Source organism: Aeromonas sp. 75A (genome assembly GCF_051919425.1).
GTDB classification, from domain to species: Bacteria; Pseudomonadota; Gammaproteobacteria; order Enterobacterales; family Aeromonadaceae; genus Aeromonas; species Aeromonas veronii.
This window is the reverse complement of the sequence record NZ_JBQBES010000002.1, coordinates 2,666,563-2,688,102: the sequence shown is the minus strand read 5'-3', so window position 1 is coordinate 2,688,102 and position 21,540 is coordinate 2,666,563. Positions and strand designations below refer to the sequence as shown.

19 protein-coding genes and 2 pseudogenes are annotated in these 21,540 nt (G+C 59.5%); 11 read left to right on the top strand and 10 right to left on the bottom strand.

Going from position 1 to position 21,540, the window contains the following annotated elements; all coding sequences use genetic code 11:
* Both ACTG2T_RS12590 and ACTG2T_RS12585 read left to right on the top strand, forming a co-directional pair.
* A pseudogene (locus tag ACTG2T_RS12590) lies at nt 1-739 on the top strand (DsbA family protein).
* Between the two features lie 3 nt (nt 740-742).
* The gene (locus ACTG2T_RS12585) at nt 743-1,258 is read left to right on the top strand and encodes a protein disulfide oxidoreductase (RefSeq protein ID WP_330125453.1); all 516 of its coding nucleotides are present in this window, start codon (nt 743-745) and stop codon (nt 1,256-1,258) included.
* Between the two features lie 76 nt (nt 1,259-1,334).
* Here ACTG2T_RS12585 and ACTG2T_RS12580 read toward each other — a convergent pair whose 3' ends face one another.
* Complete coding sequence (locus ACTG2T_RS12580; protein ID WP_330125452.1) at nt 1,335-2,159, bottom strand: LysR family transcriptional regulator; 825 nt, start codon at nt 2,157-2,159, stop codon at nt 1,335-1,337.
* 130 nt (nt 2,160-2,289) lie between these two features.
* Here ACTG2T_RS12580 and ACTG2T_RS12575 point away from each other — a divergent pair, with 130 nt between their 5' ends.
* The 7 genes and pseudogenes from ACTG2T_RS12575 to ACTG2T_RS12545 all read left to right on the top strand — a co-directional run bounded on the left by ACTG2T_RS12575 (nt 2,290) and on the right by ACTG2T_RS12545 (nt 8,753).
* Nucleotides 2,290-3,168, top strand: a complete 879-nt coding sequence (locus ACTG2T_RS12575) for an NAD(P)-dependent oxidoreductase (RefSeq protein ID WP_330125451.1) — start codon at nt 2,290-2,292, stop codon at nt 3,166-3,168.
* Nucleotides 3,165-3,905, top strand: a complete 741-nt coding sequence (locus ACTG2T_RS12570) for an SDR family NAD(P)-dependent oxidoreductase (protein ID WP_064341627.1) — start codon at nt 3,165-3,167, stop codon at nt 3,903-3,905. The genes ACTG2T_RS12575 and ACTG2T_RS12570 overlap by 4 nt, the downstream gene beginning before the upstream one ends.
* A 293-nt stretch (nt 3,906-4,198) precedes the next feature.
* The gene (gene atcJ / locus ACTG2T_RS12565) at nt 4,199-4,483 is read left to right on the top strand and encodes a cold adaptation protein ActJcold adaptation protein ActJ (RefSeq protein WP_005343121.1); all 285 of its coding nucleotides are present in this window, start codon (nt 4,199-4,201) and stop codon (nt 4,481-4,483) included.
* A 23-nt stretch (nt 4,484-4,506) separates the two neighbouring features.
* Nucleotides 4,507-5,049, top strand: coding sequence for a cold adaptation protein AtcA (gene atcA / locus ACTG2T_RS12560; RefSeq protein WP_330125450.1), 543 nt, complete (start codon nt 4,507-4,509; stop codon nt 5,047-5,049).
* 12 nt (nt 5,050-5,061) lie between these two features.
* A complete protein-coding gene (gene atcB / locus ACTG2T_RS12555) occupies nt 5,062-5,829 on the top strand; it encodes a cold adaptation protein AtcB (protein ID WP_005343119.1) in 768 nt (255 codons plus the stop codon).
* Nucleotides 5,830-5,840: 11 nt separating this feature from the next.
* A pseudogene (atcC, locus tag ACTG2T_RS12550) lies at nt 5,841-6,742 on the top strand (cold adaptation protein AtcC).
* Between the two features lie 523 nt (nt 6,743-7,265).
* Nucleotides 7,266-8,753, top strand: a complete 1,488-nt coding sequence (locus ACTG2T_RS12545) for a peptide MFS transporter (RefSeq protein WP_330125448.1) — start codon at nt 7,266-7,268, stop codon at nt 8,751-8,753.
* An 893-nt stretch (nt 8,754-9,646) separates the two neighbouring features.
* On the opposite strand, the gene ACTG2T_RS12540 is transcribed toward ACTG2T_RS12545, so the two are convergent.
* Nucleotides 9,647-10,315, bottom strand: coding sequence for a hypothetical protein (locus ACTG2T_RS12540; protein ID WP_129503246.1), 669 nt, complete (start codon nt 10,313-10,315; stop codon nt 9,647-9,649).
* 221 nt (nt 10,316-10,536) lie between these two features.
* Here ACTG2T_RS12540 and ACTG2T_RS12535 point away from each other — a divergent pair, with 221 nt between their 5' ends.
* The gene (locus tag ACTG2T_RS12535) at nt 10,537-10,935 is read left to right on the top strand and encodes an SH3 domain-containing protein (protein WP_129503245.1); all 399 of its coding nucleotides are present in this window, start codon (nt 10,537-10,539) and stop codon (nt 10,933-10,935) included.
* 44 nt (nt 10,936-10,979) lie between these two features.
* Here the strand turns inward: ACTG2T_RS12535 and parC are convergent, their stop codons facing one another.
* From parC to nudF, 7 genes are all read right to left on the bottom strand, one after another.
* The gene (gene parC, locus ACTG2T_RS12530; protein WP_330125447.1) at nt 10,980-13,274 is read right to left on the bottom strand and encodes a DNA topoisomerase IV subunit A; all 2,295 of its coding nucleotides are present in this window, start codon (nt 13,272-13,274) and stop codon (nt 10,980-10,982) included.
* A gap of 63 nt (nt 13,275-13,337) precedes the next feature.
* Complete coding sequence (locus tag ACTG2T_RS12525; RefSeq protein ID WP_330125446.1) at nt 13,338-13,649, bottom strand: antibiotic biosynthesis monooxygenase family protein; 312 nt, start codon at nt 13,647-13,649, stop codon at nt 13,338-13,340.
* A 77-nt stretch (nt 13,650-13,726) separates the two neighbouring features.
* Entirely contained in the window at nt 13,727-15,637 is a 1,911-nt protein-coding gene (gene parE / locus ACTG2T_RS12520) for a DNA topoisomerase IV subunit B (RefSeq protein WP_005335894.1), read from the bottom strand.
* 132 nt (nt 15,638-15,769) lie between these two features.
* Nucleotides 15,770-16,357 carry a YqiA/YcfP family alpha/beta fold hydrolase gene (locus tag ACTG2T_RS12515; protein WP_106844055.1) on the bottom strand — a complete coding sequence of 196 codons (588 nt, stop codon included), beginning with the start codon at nt 16,355-16,357 and terminating at the stop codon, nt 15,770-15,772.
* A gap of 12 nt (nt 16,358-16,369) precedes the next feature.
* Nucleotides 16,370-17,188, bottom strand: a complete 819-nt coding sequence (cpdA, locus tag ACTG2T_RS12510; RefSeq protein WP_041202814.1) for a 3',5'-cyclic-AMP phosphodiesterase — start codon at nt 17,186-17,188, stop codon at nt 16,370-16,372.
* A 22-nt stretch (nt 17,189-17,210) separates the two neighbouring features.
* Complete coding sequence (locus ACTG2T_RS12505; protein ID WP_234917839.1) at nt 17,211-17,699, bottom strand: DUF1249 domain-containing protein; 489 nt, start codon at nt 17,697-17,699, stop codon at nt 17,211-17,213.
* Nucleotides 17,662-18,303, bottom strand: coding sequence for an ADP-ribose diphosphatase (gene nudF, locus ACTG2T_RS12500; RefSeq protein WP_005335901.1), 642 nt, complete (start codon nt 18,301-18,303; stop codon nt 17,662-17,664). Before nudF ends, ACTG2T_RS12505 begins: the two co-directional genes overlap by 38 nt.
* Nucleotides 18,304-18,607: 304 nt before the next feature.
* Between nudF and tolC the strand changes: the two genes are divergently transcribed.
* On the top strand, nt 18,608-19,930 hold the full coding sequence (gene tolC, locus ACTG2T_RS12495; RefSeq protein ID WP_330125445.1) for an outer membrane channel protein TolC: 1,323 nt from the start codon (nt 18,608-18,610) through the stop codon (nt 19,928-19,930).
* A 113-nt stretch (nt 19,931-20,043) separates the two neighbouring features.
* Here tolC and hldE read toward each other — a convergent pair whose 3' ends face one another.
* A complete protein-coding gene (gene hldE, locus ACTG2T_RS12490; protein WP_323892954.1) occupies nt 20,044-21,471 on the bottom strand; it encodes a bifunctional D-glycero-beta-D-manno-heptose-7-phosphate kinase/D-glycero-beta-D-manno-heptose 1-phosphate adenylyltransferase HldE in 1,428 nt (475 codons plus the stop codon).
* Between the last annotated feature and the right edge of the window lie 69 nt (nt 21,472-21,540).

Here is a 21,540-nt window from a genome sequence, read left to right as displayed (position 1 = left end):
ATGAACCTGCGCTCCATCGCCCTGTTCACCGCCCTGTTTGCCGGCTCGCTGACTGCTCCGGCTCTTCACGCCTCCCCCTTCACCCCGGAGCAGGAGGCGCGCATCAAGGAGCTGATCCGCGAGACCCTGATCGCCAACCCCAAGATCCTCGACGAGGCCGCCGAATCCTGGGAGAAACAGAACGCGGCAGCCCAGGAGGCGCAGCTTGGCAACTTCATCAAGGGCAACAAGGATGCTGTTCAACAGCGCCACCAGCCCGCGCCTCGGCGCCAAGAACCCCAAGCTGACGCTGGTGCTGTTCACCGACTACAACTGCCCCTACTGCAAGCAGTTCGATCCCCAGCTGACCAAGCTGCTCAAGGCCTATCCGGACGATCTGGGACTGGTGATCAAGCTGCTGCCGTTCAAGGGGCAGACCTCCGCCAAGGCGGCCCAATACAGCCTGACCCTGTGGCAACAGGATCCCGCCCGCTTCCTCACCCTGCACGACAAGCTGATGAGCAAGCAGGGGATGCTGACCGAGGCGGACATCAACAAGGCGCTGGCCGCCACTGGCAACACCGCGATCAAACCGGCCGCCAAGGCAACCGAGGAGCTGCGCAACAGCCTGCGCATCGGCACCATCCTCGGGGTACAGGGCACTCCGGCGACCCTGATTGGCAACCAGCTGGTGCCGGGCGCCATTCCTTATGAGGAGCTGGAGCAACTGGTGAAGGCCGAACTGGCCAAGCAGGGGTAAGGGATGACTACCAACCCTCAACCCCGCTGGCGCCGCTGGGGCAAGGAGGCGCTCTGGCTGCTGCTGATGGCGCTGGTCATCTCGACCCTGCTCGATCTGTGGCGCAGCCCGACCCTGCCAGAGGGGGCGATGAGCGCCCCCGTCACCCTGCAGGATGGCAGCAGCACGGATCTCGCTACCTTAAGTCAGGGCAATCCGCTGCTGGTCTACTACTGGGCCAGCTGGTGCGGTGTCTGCCGTTTCACCACCCCGGCCGTGCAACAGCTCTGGCAGGAGGGGGAAAACGTGCTGACGGTGGCGCTTCGCTCCGGCAATTCGGAGCAGTTAGGCAAAGGGATGAGCAAGAAGGGGCTCACCTTCCCGACCCACAATGACGAGTCGGGAGCGCTGGCCGCCAAGTGGCAGGTAGGGGTCACCCCGACTTTTCTCGTCATCAAGGATGGGACGCTTGTGAGCACCACCACCGGCTGGAGCTCGAAGTGGGGCTTGCAACTGCGGCTCTGGTGGGCGTCGCTCTAGCCACGCAACTTCGTTGCCTTTAACAGGGCCATCCCACCGGATGGCCCTTTTTTATGCCGACATTTTTATCCCGACATCAGGCGGGGAGCTGCATCCCGCGTACCTGCTCCAGCAGGGCAGTTACCGCCATCGAGCGCAACGCATCGGGGGCGTAGCAGAGCCCCACCCGCCGCTTGAAGGAAGAGGCCGCCAGCTCGGCGACCGAACAACCGGGCAAACAAAGCGAACGGGGAAGCCAGGCGATCCCCGCCCCGGCGGCCACCATAGTCGCCGCCAGTCGCAGCGACCCCGCCCGCCGTGGATAGAGGGGCGCCTGATTGCCGAGGATGGCGATCAGCCGCAAGTGGGAGTCGTGGCGCGGGCAGGTGACCCAGGGCTCGTCCGCCAGCACCGCCGGGGTGAGCGTCCCCTTGCCCGCCAGCGGGTGAGCCGGTGGCAGCACCAGCACAAACTCCTCCTCCAGCAGGGGGATAAAGAGCTCGTCGCCGCAGCGCAGGGATTCACACCCCAGCCGCATATCGCCACAGCAGCCTTCTTCCAGAGTCAGCAGGATCTCCTCGTGGGCAAGCGCCCCTTGCACCAGCGCCCCCACCATGCCATCACCCAGATCCGCCTCAATCCCCACCGTCACCTCGAGACAGGGGGAGGTTTCACGAAACTCGCGGGCGAGGGAGTCGGTATCGGCGATCAGCCGCTTGGCGCGGGGATAGAGCCGGTGCGCCGCTTCGGTCCCCTCCACCCCGCGCGCCTGCCGCACAAACAGGGTCACCCCCAGCTCATCCTCCAGCGTCTTGATGGTGGTGGAGAGGGTTGGTTGGGTAATGAAGAGGCGGGTGGCCGCCGCCGTGATGTTGCGCTCCTCGAAGACAGCCACAAACGCACGCAGGGTTCGCACATCCATAGAATTCACCTATACCAGACAGTCATAAAAGCCATTTTTCACGGCGACACGGGGCAAATATAGTGGCTTACCTGCCACAAGGCATCCCAATTTCCTATATCAGCGTCTATCAACACCGTCAGGAGCCATCATGCGCCCTCTCTCTGTCATCGGCCTCGGGGCCATGGGCTCCGCCCTCGCCACCACATTGCTCAAGGCGGGCCATCCGGTCACCGTCTGGAATCGCAGCGCCGCCAAGGCGGCCCCGCTGCAAGCGCTGGGTGCGACACTCGCCCCCTCGGTTGGCGCGGCCATCGCCGCAAGCGATATCACCCTTGTCTGCGTCGATAACTACGCCGTCAGCCAGCAGTTGCTGGACGAGGCGAGCGACGCCGTAGCGGGCAAGCTGCTGGTGCAGCTCTCCACCGGCAGCCCGCAGGGGGCCAGAGCGCTGGAGAGCTGGAGCCACGCCCGCGGCGCCCGTTATCTCGATGGCGCCATCCTCTGCTTCCCGGATCAGATCGGCACCACTGATGCCAGCATCATCTGCTCAGGGGCCAGCGCCGCCTTTAGCGACGCCGAGCCGGTACTGCGCCTGCTCGCCCCCACCCTCGACCATGTGGCCGAGGCGGTGGGCGCCGCTGCGGCACAAGATTGTGCCGTTGCCGCCTACTTTGCCGGTGGTCTGCTCGGTGCCCTGCACGGCGCGCTGATCTGCGAGGCGGAAGGGTTGCCGGTAGCCAAGGTGTGCGCCCAGTTCAGCGAGCTCTCGCCCATTCTCGGTGGCGATGTGGCCCACCTTGGCAAGACGCTGGCGAGCGGCGATTTCGATCACCCCTACGCCAGCCTGAAAACCTGGAGCGCCGCCATCAGCCGCCTCGCCGGTCACGCCAGCGATGCCGGGATCGACAGCCGCTTCCCGCGTTTTGCCGCCAATCTGTTTGAGGAAGGGGTGGCGCAAGGGTTTGGTCAGCAGGAGGTGTCAGCCCTCATCAAGGTGCTGCGGGCACGCAATGGAGCGGCACTATGAACGGTAAACAAATCGCACTGGTCACCGGCGCCGCTGGCGGGATTGGCCGCCAGCTCTGCATCGGGCTGGCCGAGGCGGGTTATCGGGTGATCGCCACCGATCTGGCCCCTCACGCTTTCGACCATCCCGAGATCCACTTTCATCCGCTCGATCTGCGGGACGAGCAGGCCATCGCGCGGCTCTTTGCCGAGGTGCGCGCACAGCATGGCGGCGTCCATCTGCTCATCAACAACGGCGCCATCAGCAAGTTCCACACCCGCTTCGAGAAGCTGAGCACAGCCCAGTTCGATCAGGTGATGACGGTCAATGTGCGCGGTGCCATGCTCTGCGCCCGCGCCTTTGTGCAGGCCAACCGCGGGTTGCCCTATGGCCGCATCATCAATATCGCCTCCACCCGCTGGCAGCAGAACGAACCGGGTTGGGATGCCTACGGCGCCTCCAAGGGGGCGCTGGTCGCTCTCACCCAGTCCCTCGCCAACTCACTGACCGACCATCCCATCACGGTCAATGCCATCAGTCCGGGCTGGATCCAGGCGGAGGATTACCACACCCTGACCGAGGCGGATCACCGCCAGCACCCGAGTGGCCGGGTCGGGCGCCCCGACGACATCACCCGCGCCTGCCTCTTTCTGGCGGATCCTCGCAACGACTTTATCAACGGTGCCAATCTGGTGGTCGATGGCGGGATGAGCAAGAAGATGATCTACCACACCTCCGCCTCCTTCTGGGAGGAGTAACCTCTGCGGCGGCAGCCCGATTTGCGCTGCCGCCGCCATCTCACCCCACACTCGCCCCTGACCATTTTTTCATCGCCTTCCCGTGCCCGCCCCTTGCACTGGCCAGACCGACTGGCAACAATAGACGCTCAACTGACACCTCTTCATCTCGCCCGTTAATTGATCGCCCAACTCATCGCGTTGGCGGGCTGTTTCCGTTAAAATGACGGGTTTTTGCCGTGCCTGGTTTGCCAATCCCCACCATCAGGCACTCGCAGCGTGAATCCTATGATGCCAGTGATGCAGGATCTGCCATGAACAACTACTTTCGGGTGCTGGGCGTCAAGTCCAACGCCAGCGAAAACGACATCAAGAAAGCCTATCGTCGGCTGTCGAACCAGTACCACCCCGACAAGCTGCACGGGGCCAGTGAAGAAGAGAAAGAGCAGGCAGCCATCAAGCTGCACCAGGTAAAGCAGGCCTATGAAGTGCTGTCCGATCCGAAACAGCGGGCCGCCTTTATCAAGGATTTCAACAACGTCATCGTGACCGACCCCGCCTCCGCCATGCAGGAGATGTGGGATCAGTTCTACCCCTGAAACAGCAGGCAGAAAGAGCAACTATGCAAAAGAGATGGGACCAGGCGCGGCTCAAGTCGCTGCAAAGCGATGCCAGCGAAAACATCGAATCCTACCGGGATCAGGACGACCCCAAGGGGCTGGAACAGTTCACCGACCAGATGAAGAGCCTGCTGCTGGCCGACATGAGCATGCTGGAGTTTATGCCCGAGTATCTGCCGCTGGCCCTCTATGGCCGGGTGCAGTTCCCGGCCAAGGCCAAGTCGCAGTGGAACAAGTGGCTCACCAGCGGCGAGCAGCCGGGCTGGGACGAGTTCAAGGTGAGCGTCGGCTTCAACAACGCCGCTCTGCCGCTGGTCAAGGCGGTGCGGGCCCAGAGCGAAGATCAGCTGATGGAAGCCTGCGCCGTGCTGTTCCTGCTCGACAACCCGCTACCCCGCGGTAGCCACCGCGGCGATGACGACTATGAGCTGCGCGACGAAGAAGATGCAGACGGGGAAGATGCCGACGCCGACTACCACGGCGGCAATGACCGCTATGGTGATGACGACGGCGATCAGGATATGTACGACGAAGTCCGTTTCTAATTGGGGCAAGGCATGAGCAACAGTCTGATAGAAATTACCGCCATCGAGATCAAAGAGCTGGCCGTTATCGAGCCGAAGCAGGCCAGCGAGAAGTTCGAGCTGATCGCCAAGACCATGTCTGACGACCAGCTGGCAGAAGTGATTGAAAACATTGATATCGTTACCCTGACCCAGATTAACGGCCAGCACGATATCTCCTTCCCCTCCATCATCTCCGAGCTGATGACCCCGGAGCGGATCCGCGACATCGTCTGCCAGCAGCCGCTCTACTGGGAAGAGGCGATCAAGAACAACGCCGACGAGCTGCAACAGCACACCTTCGACTTCCTCAACTACCTGATCCGCACCCAGGATAGCGAAGCCAAGCAGCGCGAGATCCTCGAGTGCGTGGCCGAAGATCCGGCCGGTCTCTTCTACCTCGCCATCCCCTTTATCGAGTTCTATCGCGGCGATCGCTATGAAGAGGACGAAGGCTATCGCGACGTGCTGCACGCCGAAGAGGAAGATCTCGAAGAGTCCCTGCGCTACAGCGAGCGCCAGCAGAGCGAGGATGTCCACGACTACGCGCTGGATGACCCGCGCAGCCTCTTGATGCTTATTCGCGAGCTGGCCCCCGAGGTGGAGAAAGCCATCAAGGCGCTGCTGCGCAACGAGCACTCCAGCTGGGACGGCATCATCAACAAGTTTGCCGCCGAACTGGTGATGCAGGCCAAAGAGAAGAACAAGGTCGAGGAAGACGAGTACGGCGACGTCGACGACATGTTCAGCTTTCTGGATTAAGGAGTCCATTCATGCAGTTAGTCATTCGCGATGCCAACCAGGGCCCCTTTCTGACCCAGGTGCTGCGCTTTGGCCGCGACAACGAACTCTTGAGTCAGAAACAGCTCGCCGCCATCAAGGGCAAGGCGGTGCTGATGAGCCTCAAATTCGCCGACAAGTACTACAACAAGTACAAGATGCACCTGCTGGAGCAGGCCGCCCACGACGTCATCGGCGTGGTGAGCCTCGGCCTGCAGGAGCTCTCGGCACGGGATCCGGCCAAGGCGCTGGCGCTGCTGCAGGCGCCTGAAGGCCCCATCAAGCCGTTCCAGAAGGGCTGGTCGATGCTCATTACCGTCAGCCCCAAGCAGGCTGGCAACAGCCTCTACGGTGATGTGGATGCCCGCCTGCTGGACAAGATCTCGAGCCGCCCGATGTGGAGGAGTGGCAAGGGTGGCAGGAGTACGAGAAGGCGCTGACCGAGCACAACAAGAGCCGCCTGATGGAGCTCATCGACCAGCACTTCTTCGCCTGCGAGAGCGACCACCCCACCATGGAGGACAAGCTGGCCGAAGCGCTGCTCTACCGCATCCTCTGCGGCAAGGGCAGTGGCGCCGCCCCGCTCAAGGTGAAGCAGGATCTCAAGCGCAAACTGGCGCGGGAAATTGAGCTCGACGAGGGCTGGTACGACACCGACTATCTCGCCGCCCAACTCGCTCTGATGCTGAGCGCACTGCCCGCCGACATGGCCACCGCACTGCGCCAGGAGTTGAGCCCGGGCTTTGTGCCCAACCTGCTCCACACCCTCGGCTTTGTGCGCCAGTACCAGCTGCTGCAAAAAGAGAACGCCTCGCCGGAGAAGCTCGACAACGTCGAGATGCGCGCCGGGCTCAAGCACCCGCTGCTCGGCTGGCCGCTCTACCACGACTTCTAAGGCCGCTTTCACCGCCCATCAGTCGCACCAACGCCCGGCCTGCCGGGCGTTGTTCTATCCTCCCCTCACCCTCTCGACAGCAAAGAGAGAACACACGCAAGTCACCTTGAGGCAACCCCTTCTCTTCCCGATAATTATTCACTCAATGCCCAAGGATGAATAAACAACCTGCAATACAACAACTTGGCGCCAGCTGCGTTTCGGGGCAACAAAGCGGGATACAGATCCCGCTACAGCGCCATAATCGGCACTAAATAGCCGACTGGATCACATTAACCGTGCCGCAATCGCGTGGTAAGCCGAGCTACAACCACGGCTCAATCGCGCATAAAAAGGCGGAATAGATCAATAAAAAGCAATTAATCGCGCCGGATTAAATTTCAGGTATGGCTATTTGCACCGCTTGGCCGCTAAATGACAGACCGGCCTTCAGACCAGCATGGAAGCGCACAAGGCTAGCCGGCAGCAGACCGGTACGCTCTCAGGACGAGTAATGACTTTCTTCTCTCACAGGAGACAGACCGTGAGCGCTTCGAATCAACACCCCACCATTCCCCCCGGCTCCGGGGCGCTGTTCTTTATCCAGACCTTCTCGACCCTGGGGTTTGCCGTGCTCTACTCCACGCTGGTGCTCTACGCCACCAAGCGGCTCGGCTTTAGCGAATCCCAGGCCAACGCCATGATGGGGGTCTTCGGGGCCTTCAACTATGGCCTGCACCTGTTTGGCGGTTATCTCGGCGGGCGCTACCTCAGCAACCGCAACCTGTTCGTGATGGGGATGGTCTTGCAGGTGATCGGCTGCTACTTCATCGCCGAGATGGGGATCACCGGCCTCTACTGGGGGCTCGCCATGTTCCTTACCGGCAGCGGCCTCAACGTCACCTGCCTCAACATGATGCTGACCCAGCGCTTCGCCCCGGATGATCACCGCCGCGAGAGCGCCTTCCTGTGGAACTACGCCGGGATGAATCTGGGCTTCTTTATGGGCTTCACGGTAGCGGGGTATTTCCAGCTCACCGAGGATTACCGCACCCTGTTCCTGTTTGCGACGCTGGGCAACATCATCGCCATCATTGCCACCTTCGCCTGCTGGCCGATTCTGGCGGATATCAGCACCCCGCTGCGCCATGTCAAAGGGAGCGGCTTCTACCGCCGTATGCTGGCCGGGATCGCCATTCTGGCCATGCTGGTGCCGGCGCTGCGTCTGCTGCTGACCCACGCCAGCTTCAGCGGCAGCTTCGTGCTGATCCTAGGCGCCGTGGTGCTGGTGCTGCTCTGCGTGATGACCGCCCGCCACCCGGACGCCGCCGAGCGCAGCCGCATGGTGGCCTACCTGATCCTCGCCCTCGGCTCCCTCATCTTCTGGTCGCTCTACCAGCTGGCGCCCATGGGGCTGATGCTCTTCTCCGAGCACAACATCAACCTCAACGTGTTCGGGCTGCGGGTCGCCCCCCAGTGGATCCAGAACATCAACACTATCGTCATCGTCATCGGTGGCCCCCTGATGGCGCTGCTGTTCAAGCGACTGCGCGAACAGGGGTGGAATATCGACATCCCCTCCCAGTTTGCCGCCTCCCTGTTCTGCATGGGGCTCGGCATGCTGGTGCTGCCGCTCGGCATCCATCTGGCGGGGGCCGACGGGCTGGTCGCCTTCAAGTGGATCGCCATCAGCTATGTGCTGCAGAGCTTTGGCGAGCTGCTGATCTCCCCCATCGGTTACGCCATGATTGGCAAGCTGGCCCCCGCCAGCCTGCAAGGCTTGATGATGGGCTGCTGGATGATGGTGACCGGCGTTGCCTCGGTGCTGGCAGGCTATGTCTCCGGCGCCATGCCGCAAAATATCGGCAGCACCCCAGTCGCCACCAACCCGGGCTACAGTTCGGTATTCAATATGCTGGGCTGGGGCTCGATGGCGGGCGGCGTGGTGTTGCTACTGCTGGTGCCCCGCCTGCGCCAGCTGATCGCCTCCAAGATCACCCCGCCTCCGGCGGCAACAGCCATTCCTGTCTAATTGGATTCGGGCCAGCCATTTCAGTGGCCCCTGCCAGCGCGAACGGTTGAATCAGCAACGCGGCTGATAATACAAGGGGCCCCGCCATCATGGATGGCGGGGCCCTCTCTTTTGGCGGGATGGATGGCTCCTTTTCAGGTTGGCAACCTAGCGCCTGTTGCGTCGTTTGCCCCTATCGTCAGCTTTCCCTCACCCTAACCCTCTCCCAAGGGGAGAGGGGATCAGCACCTGCAACTCTGTAGCCGTAGCTGTCAGGCTTAGCTATCACGCCATTCCACGGTCACTATCAATGGCTGCGATCTCTGCTCCCACTCTTTGCCATAGATAAGGGAAGAAGGGTCGGGGATGAGGGGAGCAAACCACCGACAAGCAGCAGGACGTTAAAGAAAACAGAGAGAAGTAGGGTCGATTAGCGAAGCGTAATCGTCCGTACCGCAATCCCGGTGGCGATGGATGATGGATATAGAGAAGAGATCAGCTGGAACACCAGCAGAATTGCGGCAACCTGTTTTCGCGATCGTCTGATTACGCTTCGCTAATCAGACCTGCGGGCTTCCCCTCACCCTGACCCTCTCCCAAGGGGAGAGGGGGTCAGCGTCTGCCAACCTGTAGTCGTAGCTGTCACGCATTCCAAAATTGCTGCGATCTGGGCTCCCTTCTCCCCTTGCGGGAGAAGGGTCGGGGATGAGGGGGAGCAAACCATCACAACAGAAGCCACCGACAAGCAGCAGCACGTTAAAGAAAACAGAGAGAAGTAGGGTCGATTAGCAAAGCGTAATCGTCCACACCGCAATCTCGGTGGTTATGGACAGGAGAGATCCGTTGGCGTTCCAGCCGAATTGCAGCAGATCGTCTGATTACGCTTCACCAAGCAAACCTATGGCCATATATAACTATCTAAATGACTTTACCACTCGATATGTTATTTTTTGATTATCAGCAGAAATCACTTCAACTACAGCACCTTTATAGCCGATTTCTTGTGATTCACCTAAATCATACTCGACATCATTATTAAATGCAGGGCGAGCAATGTCATTACTAGTTTCACGATACCCGATATTTATTTTATTTCCGATCTTACCACTATAAATCAAAGTTTGCTGAAATGATGCCGAGTTAATTGAAGAAACTTTCTTTACTTCAAAATTTGCAGCATAGCAAGAATACATGCCGAAAACCGTAATAACACATAATTCATTTGGATTATTTTTCTTCACTCCAAGCGCTTGGTACGGATCGGCGAAAGGATTTTGTATAACAACTTGCCCTTCTCTAGTAACTGTTTTAAATACATCAGCTGTATTATTAGAACCTAGTTTGTCGTAAGTTCCACTTGGTATATCATAAGCCACACCATCTATAGCGTTTTTAAGTACAATGGCCTCCCCCTCAACAAGAATTCCTTTTGACATCATGCTGTCACCCACATATGCAGTATTAACCTGACCAAGTGGAGGAAAATCAACCGGAGTGGATTTTGATGATGTACTTGGGTCATAAGATACAGCACAACCACTCATAAGTGATGTTAACACTATAAAAAATAGAAATTTCTTCATATTAGACTCTCTGGTTTTAATTACAAAAAAAAACAAAGTAACACATTTGTCAATTGAGAGGTGTGATAAAGATCATTTTGTTGCCAGAAACGGCCATAAAATGGCAATCATTAATACCTGCAATATAAATGATATAAGTCACAGAATATCATTTCTCAACTCTGATAATATTGCTAAAGCCAACCAAACACATAAACCCAGCTTAAGTGAGTTTACTATTTATGAAAAAAACGATGATTATATTATTCTCAAGCATCCTTCTAATAATTCCCCCAGCCTATGCCAAAAACTGTAAAAAGGGGCAGCCATGTGGAAACTCATGTATTTCATGGAGTAAAACTTGCCATAAAAACACCTATACCTACTCATCTCCGATAGAAAATCAGGAAAAAAGCAAAAAACCTACACCTGCATCTACGAAGGTATTGGTAAGGTATGTTATTCCTAAAAAATTGAACGTGCGTACATCACCAACTATCAAAGCTAATATAAATACATCTCTTTCTAAAGGGGACTTTGTTTTATTGCACCATCAAGAAAATCAGTGGGCATATATTAGCAAGAGTGGCGTATATGGATGGGTCAGCAAAAAATATCTCTCTTCATCTCCCGTGAAATAATTTATATTAAACAGAAAGGGCGCTTTCGCGCCCTTCTATATTAATTACCCTTCCTGATTTTCCCCGGCTGCCGGTTCGGCACCGGCGGCGGGTTCAATCTCGATACGATCGACGCGCTGCAAACCGCGGGGCAGCTTGGCGCCGCGGCGGCCGCGCTCGCCGCGGTAGTAGTCGAGATCAGAGGGTTTGAGGGTCAGTTTGCGCTTGCCGGCAAACAGGGTGACCGACTGGCCCTGCGGGATGACGGCGGCCATCACCACAAACTCCTCCCGCGCCTTGACGCGCGCCGACGGAATGCTGATGAGCTTGTTGCCCTTGCCCTTGCCGAGCACCGGCAGGGTATTCATCGGGAACAGCAGCATCCGCCCCTCGTTGGAGATGGCCATGCAGAGATCGGTCTCCGGTGAGCCAATCTTCTGGGGTGCCATTACCAGACCCCCTTCCGGCACGGTGAGCAGCGCCTTGCCGTTCTTGTTCTTGCCGATGAGATCGTCATAGGTACAGACAAAGCCGTAACCGGCGTCGCTCGCGATCAGATACGGCTCGCCTTCGTTGCCCATCACCAGATGACGCACCTCTTCACCGGCCCCCAGCGCAAAGCGGCCGGTGAGCGGTTCGCCCTGACTGCGGGCGGAGGGCAAGGTGTGAGATTCGAGGGCGTAGGTTCTCCCCAACGTGGAGAGGAACACCGCCTGCTGGTTGCTGCGGCCACAGGCGTGGGCCAGATAGCTGTCCCCCGCCTTGTAGGAGAGCCCTGCCACATCGACATCGTGGCCCTTGGCGGCGCGCACCCACCCCTTGTCGGAGAGGATGACGGTGACCGGTTCGCTGGGAATAAGCTCTTTCTCGGTCAGCGCCACGGCGGTAGCCCGCTCCACCAGCGGGGTGCGGCGATCGTCGCCGTACTTCTCGGCATCGGCCAGCAGCTCTTTTTTGAGCAGGGTGTTGAGGCGACGCTCGGAGCCCAGGATCAGCTCCAGCTTGTCGCGCTCTTCGGCCAGTTCACTCTGTTCGGCGCGCAGCTTGAACTCTTCGAGTTTGGCCAGATGGCGCAGTTTCAGCTCCAGAATTGCTTCGGCCTGGGTCTCGGTTATGTTGAAGCGCTCGACCATCACCTTGCCCGGCTCATCCTCGGTACGGATGATCTCGATCACCTCGTCGATGTTGAGGTAGGCGATCAGCAAGCCTTCGAGGATGTGCAGGCGAGCCAGCACCTTGTCGAGGCGGAATTGCAGACGGCGACGCACGGTCTCGCGACGGAACTGGATCCACTCGCTGAGGATGGTCTTGAGGCACTTCACCTGCGGCCGGTTGTCGAGGCCGAGGATGTTGAGGTTGACCCGGTAGTTCTTCTCCAGATCCGTGGTGGCGAACAGGTGGGCCATCAGCCCCTCTACATCCACCCGGTTGGAGCGCGGCACGATCACCAGACGGGTCGGGTTCTCGTGGTCAGATTCATCGCGCAGATCGGTGACCATCGGCAGCTTTTTCGCCACCATCTGGGCAGCGATCTGCTCCATGATCTTGGCGCCGGAGGCCTGATGAGGCAGCGCCGTGATGACGATGTCGCCATCCTCCTCGCTCCAGACCGCCCGCTGCTTGATGGAGCCCTTGCCGGTCTCGTAGATTTTGCGGATATCGTCGCGCGGGGTGATGATCTCGGCGTTGGTCGGGTAGTCCGGCCCCTGAATGTGCTGCATCAACACATCCAGCCCCGCATTGGGGTTGTCGAGCAGCTCGGCACAGGCGTAGGCCACCTCCCGCGCGTTGTGGGGCGGGATGTCGGTCGCCATCCCCACCGCGATACCGGTCACCCCGTTGAGCAGGATGTGTGGCAGGCGGGCGGGCAGCACCACCGGCTCCTTCATGGTGCCGTCGAAGTTCGGCGTCCACTCCACCGTCCCTTGGCCCAGCTCGGAGAGCAGCAGCTCGGAGAAGCGCGACAGCCGCGCTTCGGTATAACGCATGGCGGCGAAGGATTTGGGATCGTCCGGCGCCCCCCAGTTGCCCTGACCATCCACCAGCGGGTAGCGGTAGGAGAAGGGCTGGGCCATCAGCACCATGGCTTCATAACAGGCGCTGTCGCCGTGGGGGTGGTACTTACCCAGCACGTCACCCACGGTACGGGCAGACTTCTTGTGCTTGGACAGTGCCGACAGCCCCAGCTCGCTCATGGCGTAGATAATTCGCCGCTGCACCGGTTTGAGGCCGTCGCCGATATGCGGCAGGGCCCGATCCATGATGACGTACATGGAGTAGTTCAAGTAAGCCTGTTCGGTAAAGGTGCGCATTGGCTGGCGCTCTACCCCGTCCAGACTGAGCTCGATAGCATCACTCATGTGATAGTTCTCTTCATTATTTGGGTCGCGGCCTTGGCCGCAAAAAATCGAGGGGCGAGCACCTTACAGGCCGTAATCGCGCTCTACCCGTGCAATGCGTGTCTTGAAGGCGCTATACCACTTCTCACGTCCGAGCCGCTGGGCCTCTTTGTGCTCCAGCTCCACCTTCCAATTGCGAATGGACTCGAGATCGCGCCAGTAGGAGACAGTAATGCCGAGACCGTCACGGGCTGACTCCACACCCAGAAAGCCGCTCTGTCGCTGAGCCAGCTCGACCATCCATTCGGCCATCGCGCCGTAACCCGCATCTTCGTCAGTTCGCAGAGAGGTAAAAATTACTGCGTAGTAAGGGGGCTCGGGAGTATTGGCTATCATCCTGTCTCCTTGTATATGGGTCGCACTCGCGAGAGTTAACGGCTCTTCCTGCCACTCAAGTCACGCACTTGACCGGCTTAGATGATGGCGAGGTTGCCCTTCTCTTCCAGCCATTCGCGGCGATCGCTCGCCCGCTTCTTGGCCAGCAGCATGTCCATCAGCTGCAGGGTCTCGTCAGCCGCATCCCCTTCACTCTCTCCTGCCGGCTCCATGGTGAGCTGCACCAGACGGCGAGTGTTGGGATCCATGGTGGTTTCCCGCAGCTGTTTCGGGTTCATCTCACCCAGACCCTTGAATCGGGTCACCATCACCTTGCCCTTCTTCTTCTCGGCTTCGACCCGCTGCAGCACACCGTTCTTCTCGTCCTCGTCGAGGGCGTAGTAGACCTCTTTACCGATATCGATCCGGTAGAGGGGCGGCATGGCCACATAGACGTGACCCTTCTCCACCAGCGTGCGGAAGTGCTTCACAAACAGGGCGCAGAGCAGGGTGGCGATGTGCAGACCGTCCGAGTCCGCATCCGCGAGGATGCACACCTTGCCGTAGCGCAGGCCGCTGAGATCCTCGGAGTCGGGGTCGAGCCCGATAGCGACCGAGATATCGTGAACTTCTTGCGAGGCGAGCACCTGACCGGCCTCCACCTCCCAGGTGTTCAGGATCTTGCCGCGCAGCGGCATGATGGCCTGAAACTCGCGATCCCGCGCCTGCTTGGCACTGCCGCCCGCAGAGTCACCCTCCACCAGGAACAGCTCCCCCTGCATGGGGTCGGCGCAGTTACAGTCAGTCAACTTGCCTGGCAGCGCCGGGCCTTGGGTTATCTTCTTGCGCACCACCGTCTTGGCGGCGCGCATCCGGCGCTGGGCGCTGGAGATACAGATCTCGGCGATCTGCTCTGCCAGCTCGGTGTTGCTGTTCAGATAGAGGCTGAAGGCATCCTTCACTACGCCGGAGACAAACGCCGAGCTCTGGCGGGAGGAGAGGCGCTCCTTGGTTTGGCCGGCAAACTGCGGATCCTGCATCTTGATGGAGAGGATGTAGGCGCAGCGATCCCAGATATCTTCCGGTGTCAGCTTGACCCCCCGCGGCAGCAGGTTGCGGAACTCGCAGAACTCACGCATGGCGTCGAGCAAGCCCTGACGCAGACCGTTGACGTGGGTGCCGCCCTGGGCGGTAGGAATGAGGTTCACATAGGATTCGGCGAGGCATTCTCCCCCTTCAGGCAGCCAGCAGAGTGCCCAGTCCACCGCCGACTGTTCGGAGCTAAAGGAGCCGATAAAGGGCTGCTCCGGCAGGCAGGTGAACTGCTTGACCGCGTCGACCAGATAATCCTTGAGGCCATCTTCGTAGCACCACTCCAGCTTGATGCCGGTGTTCTTGTCGAGGAACTTGATGGTGAGGCCGGGGCAGAGTACCGCCTTGGCTTTGAGCAGGTGCTCCAGCTTGGTGACCGAGAACTTGGGCGAATCGAAGTAGCTCGCCTGCGGCCAGAAGCGCACCCGGGTGCCGGTGTTGCGACGGCCGCAAGTACCGGTGATGGTCAGCTCCTGCACCTTCTCGCCACGCTCGAAGGCGATGTCATAGACCTGACCGTCGCGACGTACCGTCACCTCGACCCGATCGGAGAGGGCGTTTACGACCGAAATACCCACCCCGTGCAAACCGCCGGAGAACTGGTAGTTCTTGTTGGAGAATTTGCCGCCCGCGTGCAGCTTGCAGAGGATCAGCTCCACCCCGCTGACCCCCTCTTCCGGGTGGATATCGACCGGCATGCCGCGGCCGTCGTCGATCACTTCGAGGGACTGGTCTTCATGCAGGATCACCTCCAGATTGCGGGCGTGACCTGCCAGCGCTTCATCGACGCTGTTGTCGATGACCTCCTGGCCGAGGTGATTGGGCCGGGTGGTGTCGGTATACATGCCGGGGCGGCGACGCACCGGCTCAAGGCCATTGAGGACCTCAATGGCATCCGCATTGTATTGAGTAGACATGGAGGGCCTTGCGAATTGACGTTTGGAGGGAATCTTAACTGCTAGGCGGGGGTAGAACAAACTCCCCGCACCGAAAGCTTGATCTGGAGAAGAACAAGCAGGGCGAGACCGCCCTTATTGACTCAAACCTGACTATAACCCGAGGAAACGGATGATCTGGGCGGGGTAGCGCTCGAACGCGACAAAGGCGTGGTTGCCGCCGCACTCCAGCGAGAGGCGGGCAAAGCGGTATTCATCCAGCGCCTTGCGATAGTCGAGCACCTCATCTCCCTGCTGTTGCAGGATCCAGAGTCGCTCCGGCGCCGCCACCGGTACCGCCAGTGCCCGCAGCTCATCCATATGTTCAGGCAGCAGTTCGTACTGCTCACCCGTATAGGGATTGGTCTGGGGGCCGAGGTAGTCGCAAAGCAGCTCATGCGGGCGCACCGCCGGATTGATCAGTGCAGCGCGGCAGCCGTACTGCTCGCTCACCCGGGTCGCCATAAAGCCACCGAGGGAGCTGCCCACGGCGCCGAGTTTGAATTCACTACCATAACGACCCTGCAGATCGGCGATGGTCTGCTCGATAGCCGCCCAGGCCGCCGCTGGCGTATTGGGCTGGGCCGGAATGATCACCTCGATGTCGGGCCGGTTGGCGGCCACCCAGGCAGCCATCTGCTGCGCCTTGGCGGAGCCCGGTGAGGAGTTGAAACCGTGCAGATAAAGGAGAACCGACTTCATGGAATGCTCTCCTCAATAACCGGTGGCGTTGGGGTCGGGCACAAACTGCCCCACCGGCAGGCGCCACACCTCGCTGGCCACCCGCCCATCCGGATAGAGGGTGAGATAGCGCCAGCCCGGGCCGGATTCATCCAGCGCAAAGCCATCAGAGAGCGGTTTGAACTGAATGCAGGTGGAGGGGCTGGCAATCAGCCGCACCCCGCGGTGCACCTCGTCAAACTCCTGATGGACGTGGCCAAACAGGATGGTCTTCTGCTGCGGATGACGAGCCAGCACGGCGAACAGGTCATCGGCATTCTTGAGATTGTGTTGATCCAGCCAGGCGCAGCCCACCGGCACCGCCTGATGGTGCAGGGTGATAAGAGCGTGGCGATCAGGATATTGACGCAGGGCGCGATCGAGGGCGGCCAACTGGTGATCGCCAATCATGCCGTGGGGTTTGCCGCGCACCTGGGTGTCGAGCAGGATCACCTGCCAGTGGTCGCCCACCAGCTGCTTGGATTCGCTGATCCCGGCGGCATGGAGATATTCGGTCATCAGCGGACTGTCATCGTGATTGCCCGGCAGCCAGTAGATGGGGCGGCCCAGAGGCGCCATCATGGAGGCGAAACGCTGATAGGATTCCGGGCTGTGATCCTGCGACAGATCGCCGGTCGCCAGAATCACCTCGTAGGGGTGTTCATTGGCCTGCACCTGTTCCAGCACGGCGGCCAGACTCTCTGCGGTGCGCACAGCCAACAGCCGCCCTTCGGCACTCGCGAAGAGGTGGGTGTCGGTAATTTGCAACAGGCGCACACTGCCGTCCTGCGCCTGGGGGAGCTCTGTTTCCAAAATCACGCTTCTTTTTATTTGTTCAACTGGAGATATTGATCGGGCTGGTACCATGTCTGAGACAAAATTTTAGCCATTCGGCCAGAAACAGATTTACCTGCTCCTTTTCGTCCCGCTGGTGCATCTTTTTATTGGGATAATCATAACGTGGTTGCAAACGGGAAATCTGTTGCGCTGCACACACTTCCGCCATCCGCACATCATGATACAAACGAATCTCTATCTGAGCTTGTAAATATTCGGGCAATTCGGGGTTGTGCTGGCTCAGGATCACCTGATTGGTGAAGCGACTCTCGCCAATGATGGTGAGCTGGAACTGCAGATCGTTGCCGACCCGATAGCGGCGCTCGGCGCCGACTTCCCCATCAGGCGGCAGCAGTTTCATCAACGCCATGTAGTTGACCTCGCAGGTTCTCTGCAAAGACATCAAATCCGGCACATAGCGCCTGCTCTGTTGCAGGGTCAGCGCCACCTCAGCGATCCGCCAACCAGCGGGCACGCAGCTCGCCATGGTTGAGGGCAAGCCACTGCAGGGCAATGACCGAGGCCGCATTGTCGATGCGTCCCTCTTTGAGCCAGGCGTAGGCCTGTTCGCGGCTCACCACATGCACCCGGATATCCTCACCCTCATCAGCCAGACCGTGCAGCCCCTCGGCCTTGCTGGCATCCACCTCGCCCACAAAGACCTCGATCCGCTCGGTGCTACCGCCCGGGCTCACCAGATAGCTGATGGCATGCTCGCAGCGGGCAACCTCGATACCGGCCTCTTCCACCGCTTCGCGACGCACCACCGCCTCGGCGGTCTCACCTTCGTCGATGATGCCGGCCACCAGCTCCAGCAGCCAGGGGGTCGGACTGGTCTCCATGGCGCCGATGCGGAACTGCTCCACCAGCACGATCTGGTCGCGCACCGGATCATAGGGCAGCAGCGCGGCAGCATGGCCCCGCTCGAACAGCTCGCGCACGATGGGCTGGTTCCAGCCGCCTGCAAATAACCGATGCTGCAAACGATAGACGTTCACCTTGAAGAAGCCGTTATATCCAGCTGATTTTTCAATGATTTTCACATCATCGGCGGCGTAATGCCGATCTTGCGGCAAGGGTTGCTGCGACATCCGAGGCTCCCGTCAGCTTGACTTGTATCAGTTTGACCATAAAATCCGAGGAACATGAATGAACGTTCATTCACTCGGCGTGCCATGGTAATGAGGGGTGGATTTTAGCAGCCACAGGCCATTTGGCTAGGCGCGCGGGGAGAAAACTGCGTCCGGTTCTTGACGTTCCCGTCACCGGACCTGAGACTCTTAGCATTAAATTTTGCTTATAGTAGAGTGATTAAGCTGCAATCAAGCTTGGTCGGTGACAATATTTGCCTCTCCAGCAACCAGTTTGGGTTACTACATAAGGTTAAAACGATCTATGAAAAGAACACTTTTGTCAGTCATGGTGTTGCTGGGCGTCAGTGCCGGTGCCCATGCCGAAAACCTGCTCGACATCTACCAGCAAGCCCAGATCAAAGACCCGCAGTTGCTGCAGTCCAAAGCCGTTCGCGACCAGGCCTTCGAGAAGATCAACGAATCCCGTGCTCCTCTGCTGCCCCAGATCGATCTGGGTGCCGGGCTCAATTATCTGCAAAACAAGAACGATACCCAGAGCAATACCAACGCCAAGGGTGAAGTGACGCTGTCGCAATCCCTCTATCGTCGCAGTAACTGGGTCAATCTGGATATCAGCGAGAAGCAGGCCACTCAGTCAGATGTCGCCTACAACCTCGAGATCCAGAACCTGATGGTGCGCACCGCCAAAGCCTACTTTGATGTGCTCAAGGCGATGGATACCCTGGAGTTCGTCCGTGCCAACAAGGTTGCGGTAGAGCGTCAACTGGAGCAAACCCAGCAGCGTTTCGAAGTGGGCCTGACCGCCATCACCGACGTCCATGAAGCCGAAGCCTCCCGCGACCAAGCGCTGGCTGACGAGATCAATGCAGAAAACTCGCTGGACAACAGCTACGAGACCCTGCGCGAGCTGACCGGTATCGATCACCGCAATCTGGACGTGCTGAACACAGATCGTTTCAGCCCGCAGAAGACCGCCTTCGGCTCCGACAAGTGGCTGGAGCTGGCGCTGGACAAGAACCTGCAACTGCACAGTGCCCGCATCAGCAAGGACATTGCCAAGGAGCAGATCGATCTCGCCAAGACCGGCCATGAGCCGACTCTGGATCTGGGTGCCGGACTGCAAACCAGCAATACCGATTACAAGCTGGATAGCATTCCGGGCGGCAATGACAATCAGGCCAATATCGGTCTGACCTTCAAGCTGCCCATCTACAGCGGTGGCGCCACCAGCTCCAAGGTGAAGCAGGCTCAATACAACTACGTAGCAGCCAGCGAACTGCTGGAGAAGAACTTCCGCTCGGTGCAGAGCACTGTGCGCTCCTCCTACAACAACGTGAACGCCAGCATCGGCTCGGTGCGCGCCTACAGCCAGTCTGTGGTCTCCGCCGACAGCGCCCTGAAGGCGACCGAAGCCGGTTACGAAGTGGGTACCCGTACCATCGTCGACGTGCTGGACTCCACTCGCAAGCTGTACGAGGCCAAGCAGAAGCTCTCGGAAGCCCGTTACAACTACATTCTCAATATCCTGAGCCTGAAACAGGCTGCCGGTATTCTGGAAGCGCAGGATCTGGTGGAAGTAAACCAGGGTCTGATGCCTGCCACGGCAAAAGCCAAAGGCCGATAGCCGCTATCGGACATGAAAAAGGCGACCGCAAGGTCGCCTTTTTGTTATCCGTATTTCTGTCGGCTTGCTACCGCCGATAGTGAGCCCCGCCAGATTGCGGGGCCAGCAGCGCGTTAGCCGCGCTCGCGGATCGTCTTGATGATGTCGCTGGTGGAGCAGCCATCCTCGAAGTTGAGAACGCGCACCTCGCCGCCATTGGCGGTCACCTCGGCGTAACCGGCGATATCCTCCGGCTTGTAATCACCGCCCTTGACCAGCAGGTCCGGCAGGATCTCGGCGATCAGGCGCTGCGGGGTATCTTCACCAAACGGCACTACCCAGTCCACCGCGCCCAGCGCAGCCAGCACCGCCATGCGGCGCTCGGTCGGGTTGACCGGACGACCCGGCCCTTTCAGACGGCGAACCGACTCGTCGGTGTTGACCGCCACGATCAGGCGATCCCCCAGCTTGCCCGCATTGGCCAGATAGGAGACATGGCCGGCGTGCAGGATGTCGAAGCAGCCGTTGGTCATCACCACCTTCTCGCCACGCAGACGGGCGGCACGAACCGCCACTTTCAGCTGGGCTTCGGACATCACGCCGAAGCCTGTCTCCTGCTCGGTGTAGAGGGCGTTGGCCAGCTCGACCGGGCTGACGGTAGAGGTACCCAGCTTGCCGACCACAATACCGGCAGCGGTATTGGCCAGCGCACAGGCTTCGTCAAGGCTCTTGCCTGCCGCCAGTGAGGTAGCCAGAGTGGAGATGACGGTATCACCGGCACCGGTCACATCGTAAACCTCGTGGGCCTGAGCCGGCAGATGCAGCTCCGGCTGACCTTCGCGGATCAGGGTCATGCCGTTCTCGGAACGGGTGACCAGCAGGGCATCCAGCTCGAAACGCTTGACCAGATCCAGCCCCTTGGTGACCAGCTCCTCTTCGCTCTTCACCTTGCCCACCACGGCCTCGAATTCGGACATGTTGGGGGTCAGCAGGGTGGCACCGCGGTACTTCTCGAAGTCGGTCCCCTTGGGATCGACCAGCACCGGAATACCGGCGGCACGGGCGCGCTGGATCATGCCTGGCACGTCGTTGAGAGCACCCTTGCCGTAGTCGGAGAGGATCATCACGTCGCTATTCGGCAGCGCCTGCTCGACCTTGCTCATCAGCAGGGTGGCATCGACGGAGTGGAAGGGCTCTTCAAAGTCCAGACGCAGCAGCTGCTGGTTGCGTGACAGCACCCGCAGCTTGGTGATAGTCGGGAAGTCGGCCAGACGAACGAAATCACAGGCCACCTTGACGCCAGCCATCTGGCCAGCCAAGGCATCGGCAGCCTCGTCCTGACCGGTCAGGCCAAGCAGCACGGCGTGAGCGCCAAGGGCGGCGGAGTTGAGGGCCACGTTGGCCGCGCCACCGGGACGCTCCTCAATGTGTTCAACCTTGACCACGGGCACCGGCGCCTCGGGGGAGATCCGACCGGTAGGGCCATGCCAGTAACGGTCCAACATGACATCGCCAACGACCAGAACGCGGGCTTTTTCAAAATCGGGCAGGGTGATCTTCATCTGTATCGACTCTCAAAACCTGAAAAATCAGCGGGCGATTTTATCACACTCTTTTATCCGGTGTAGAAA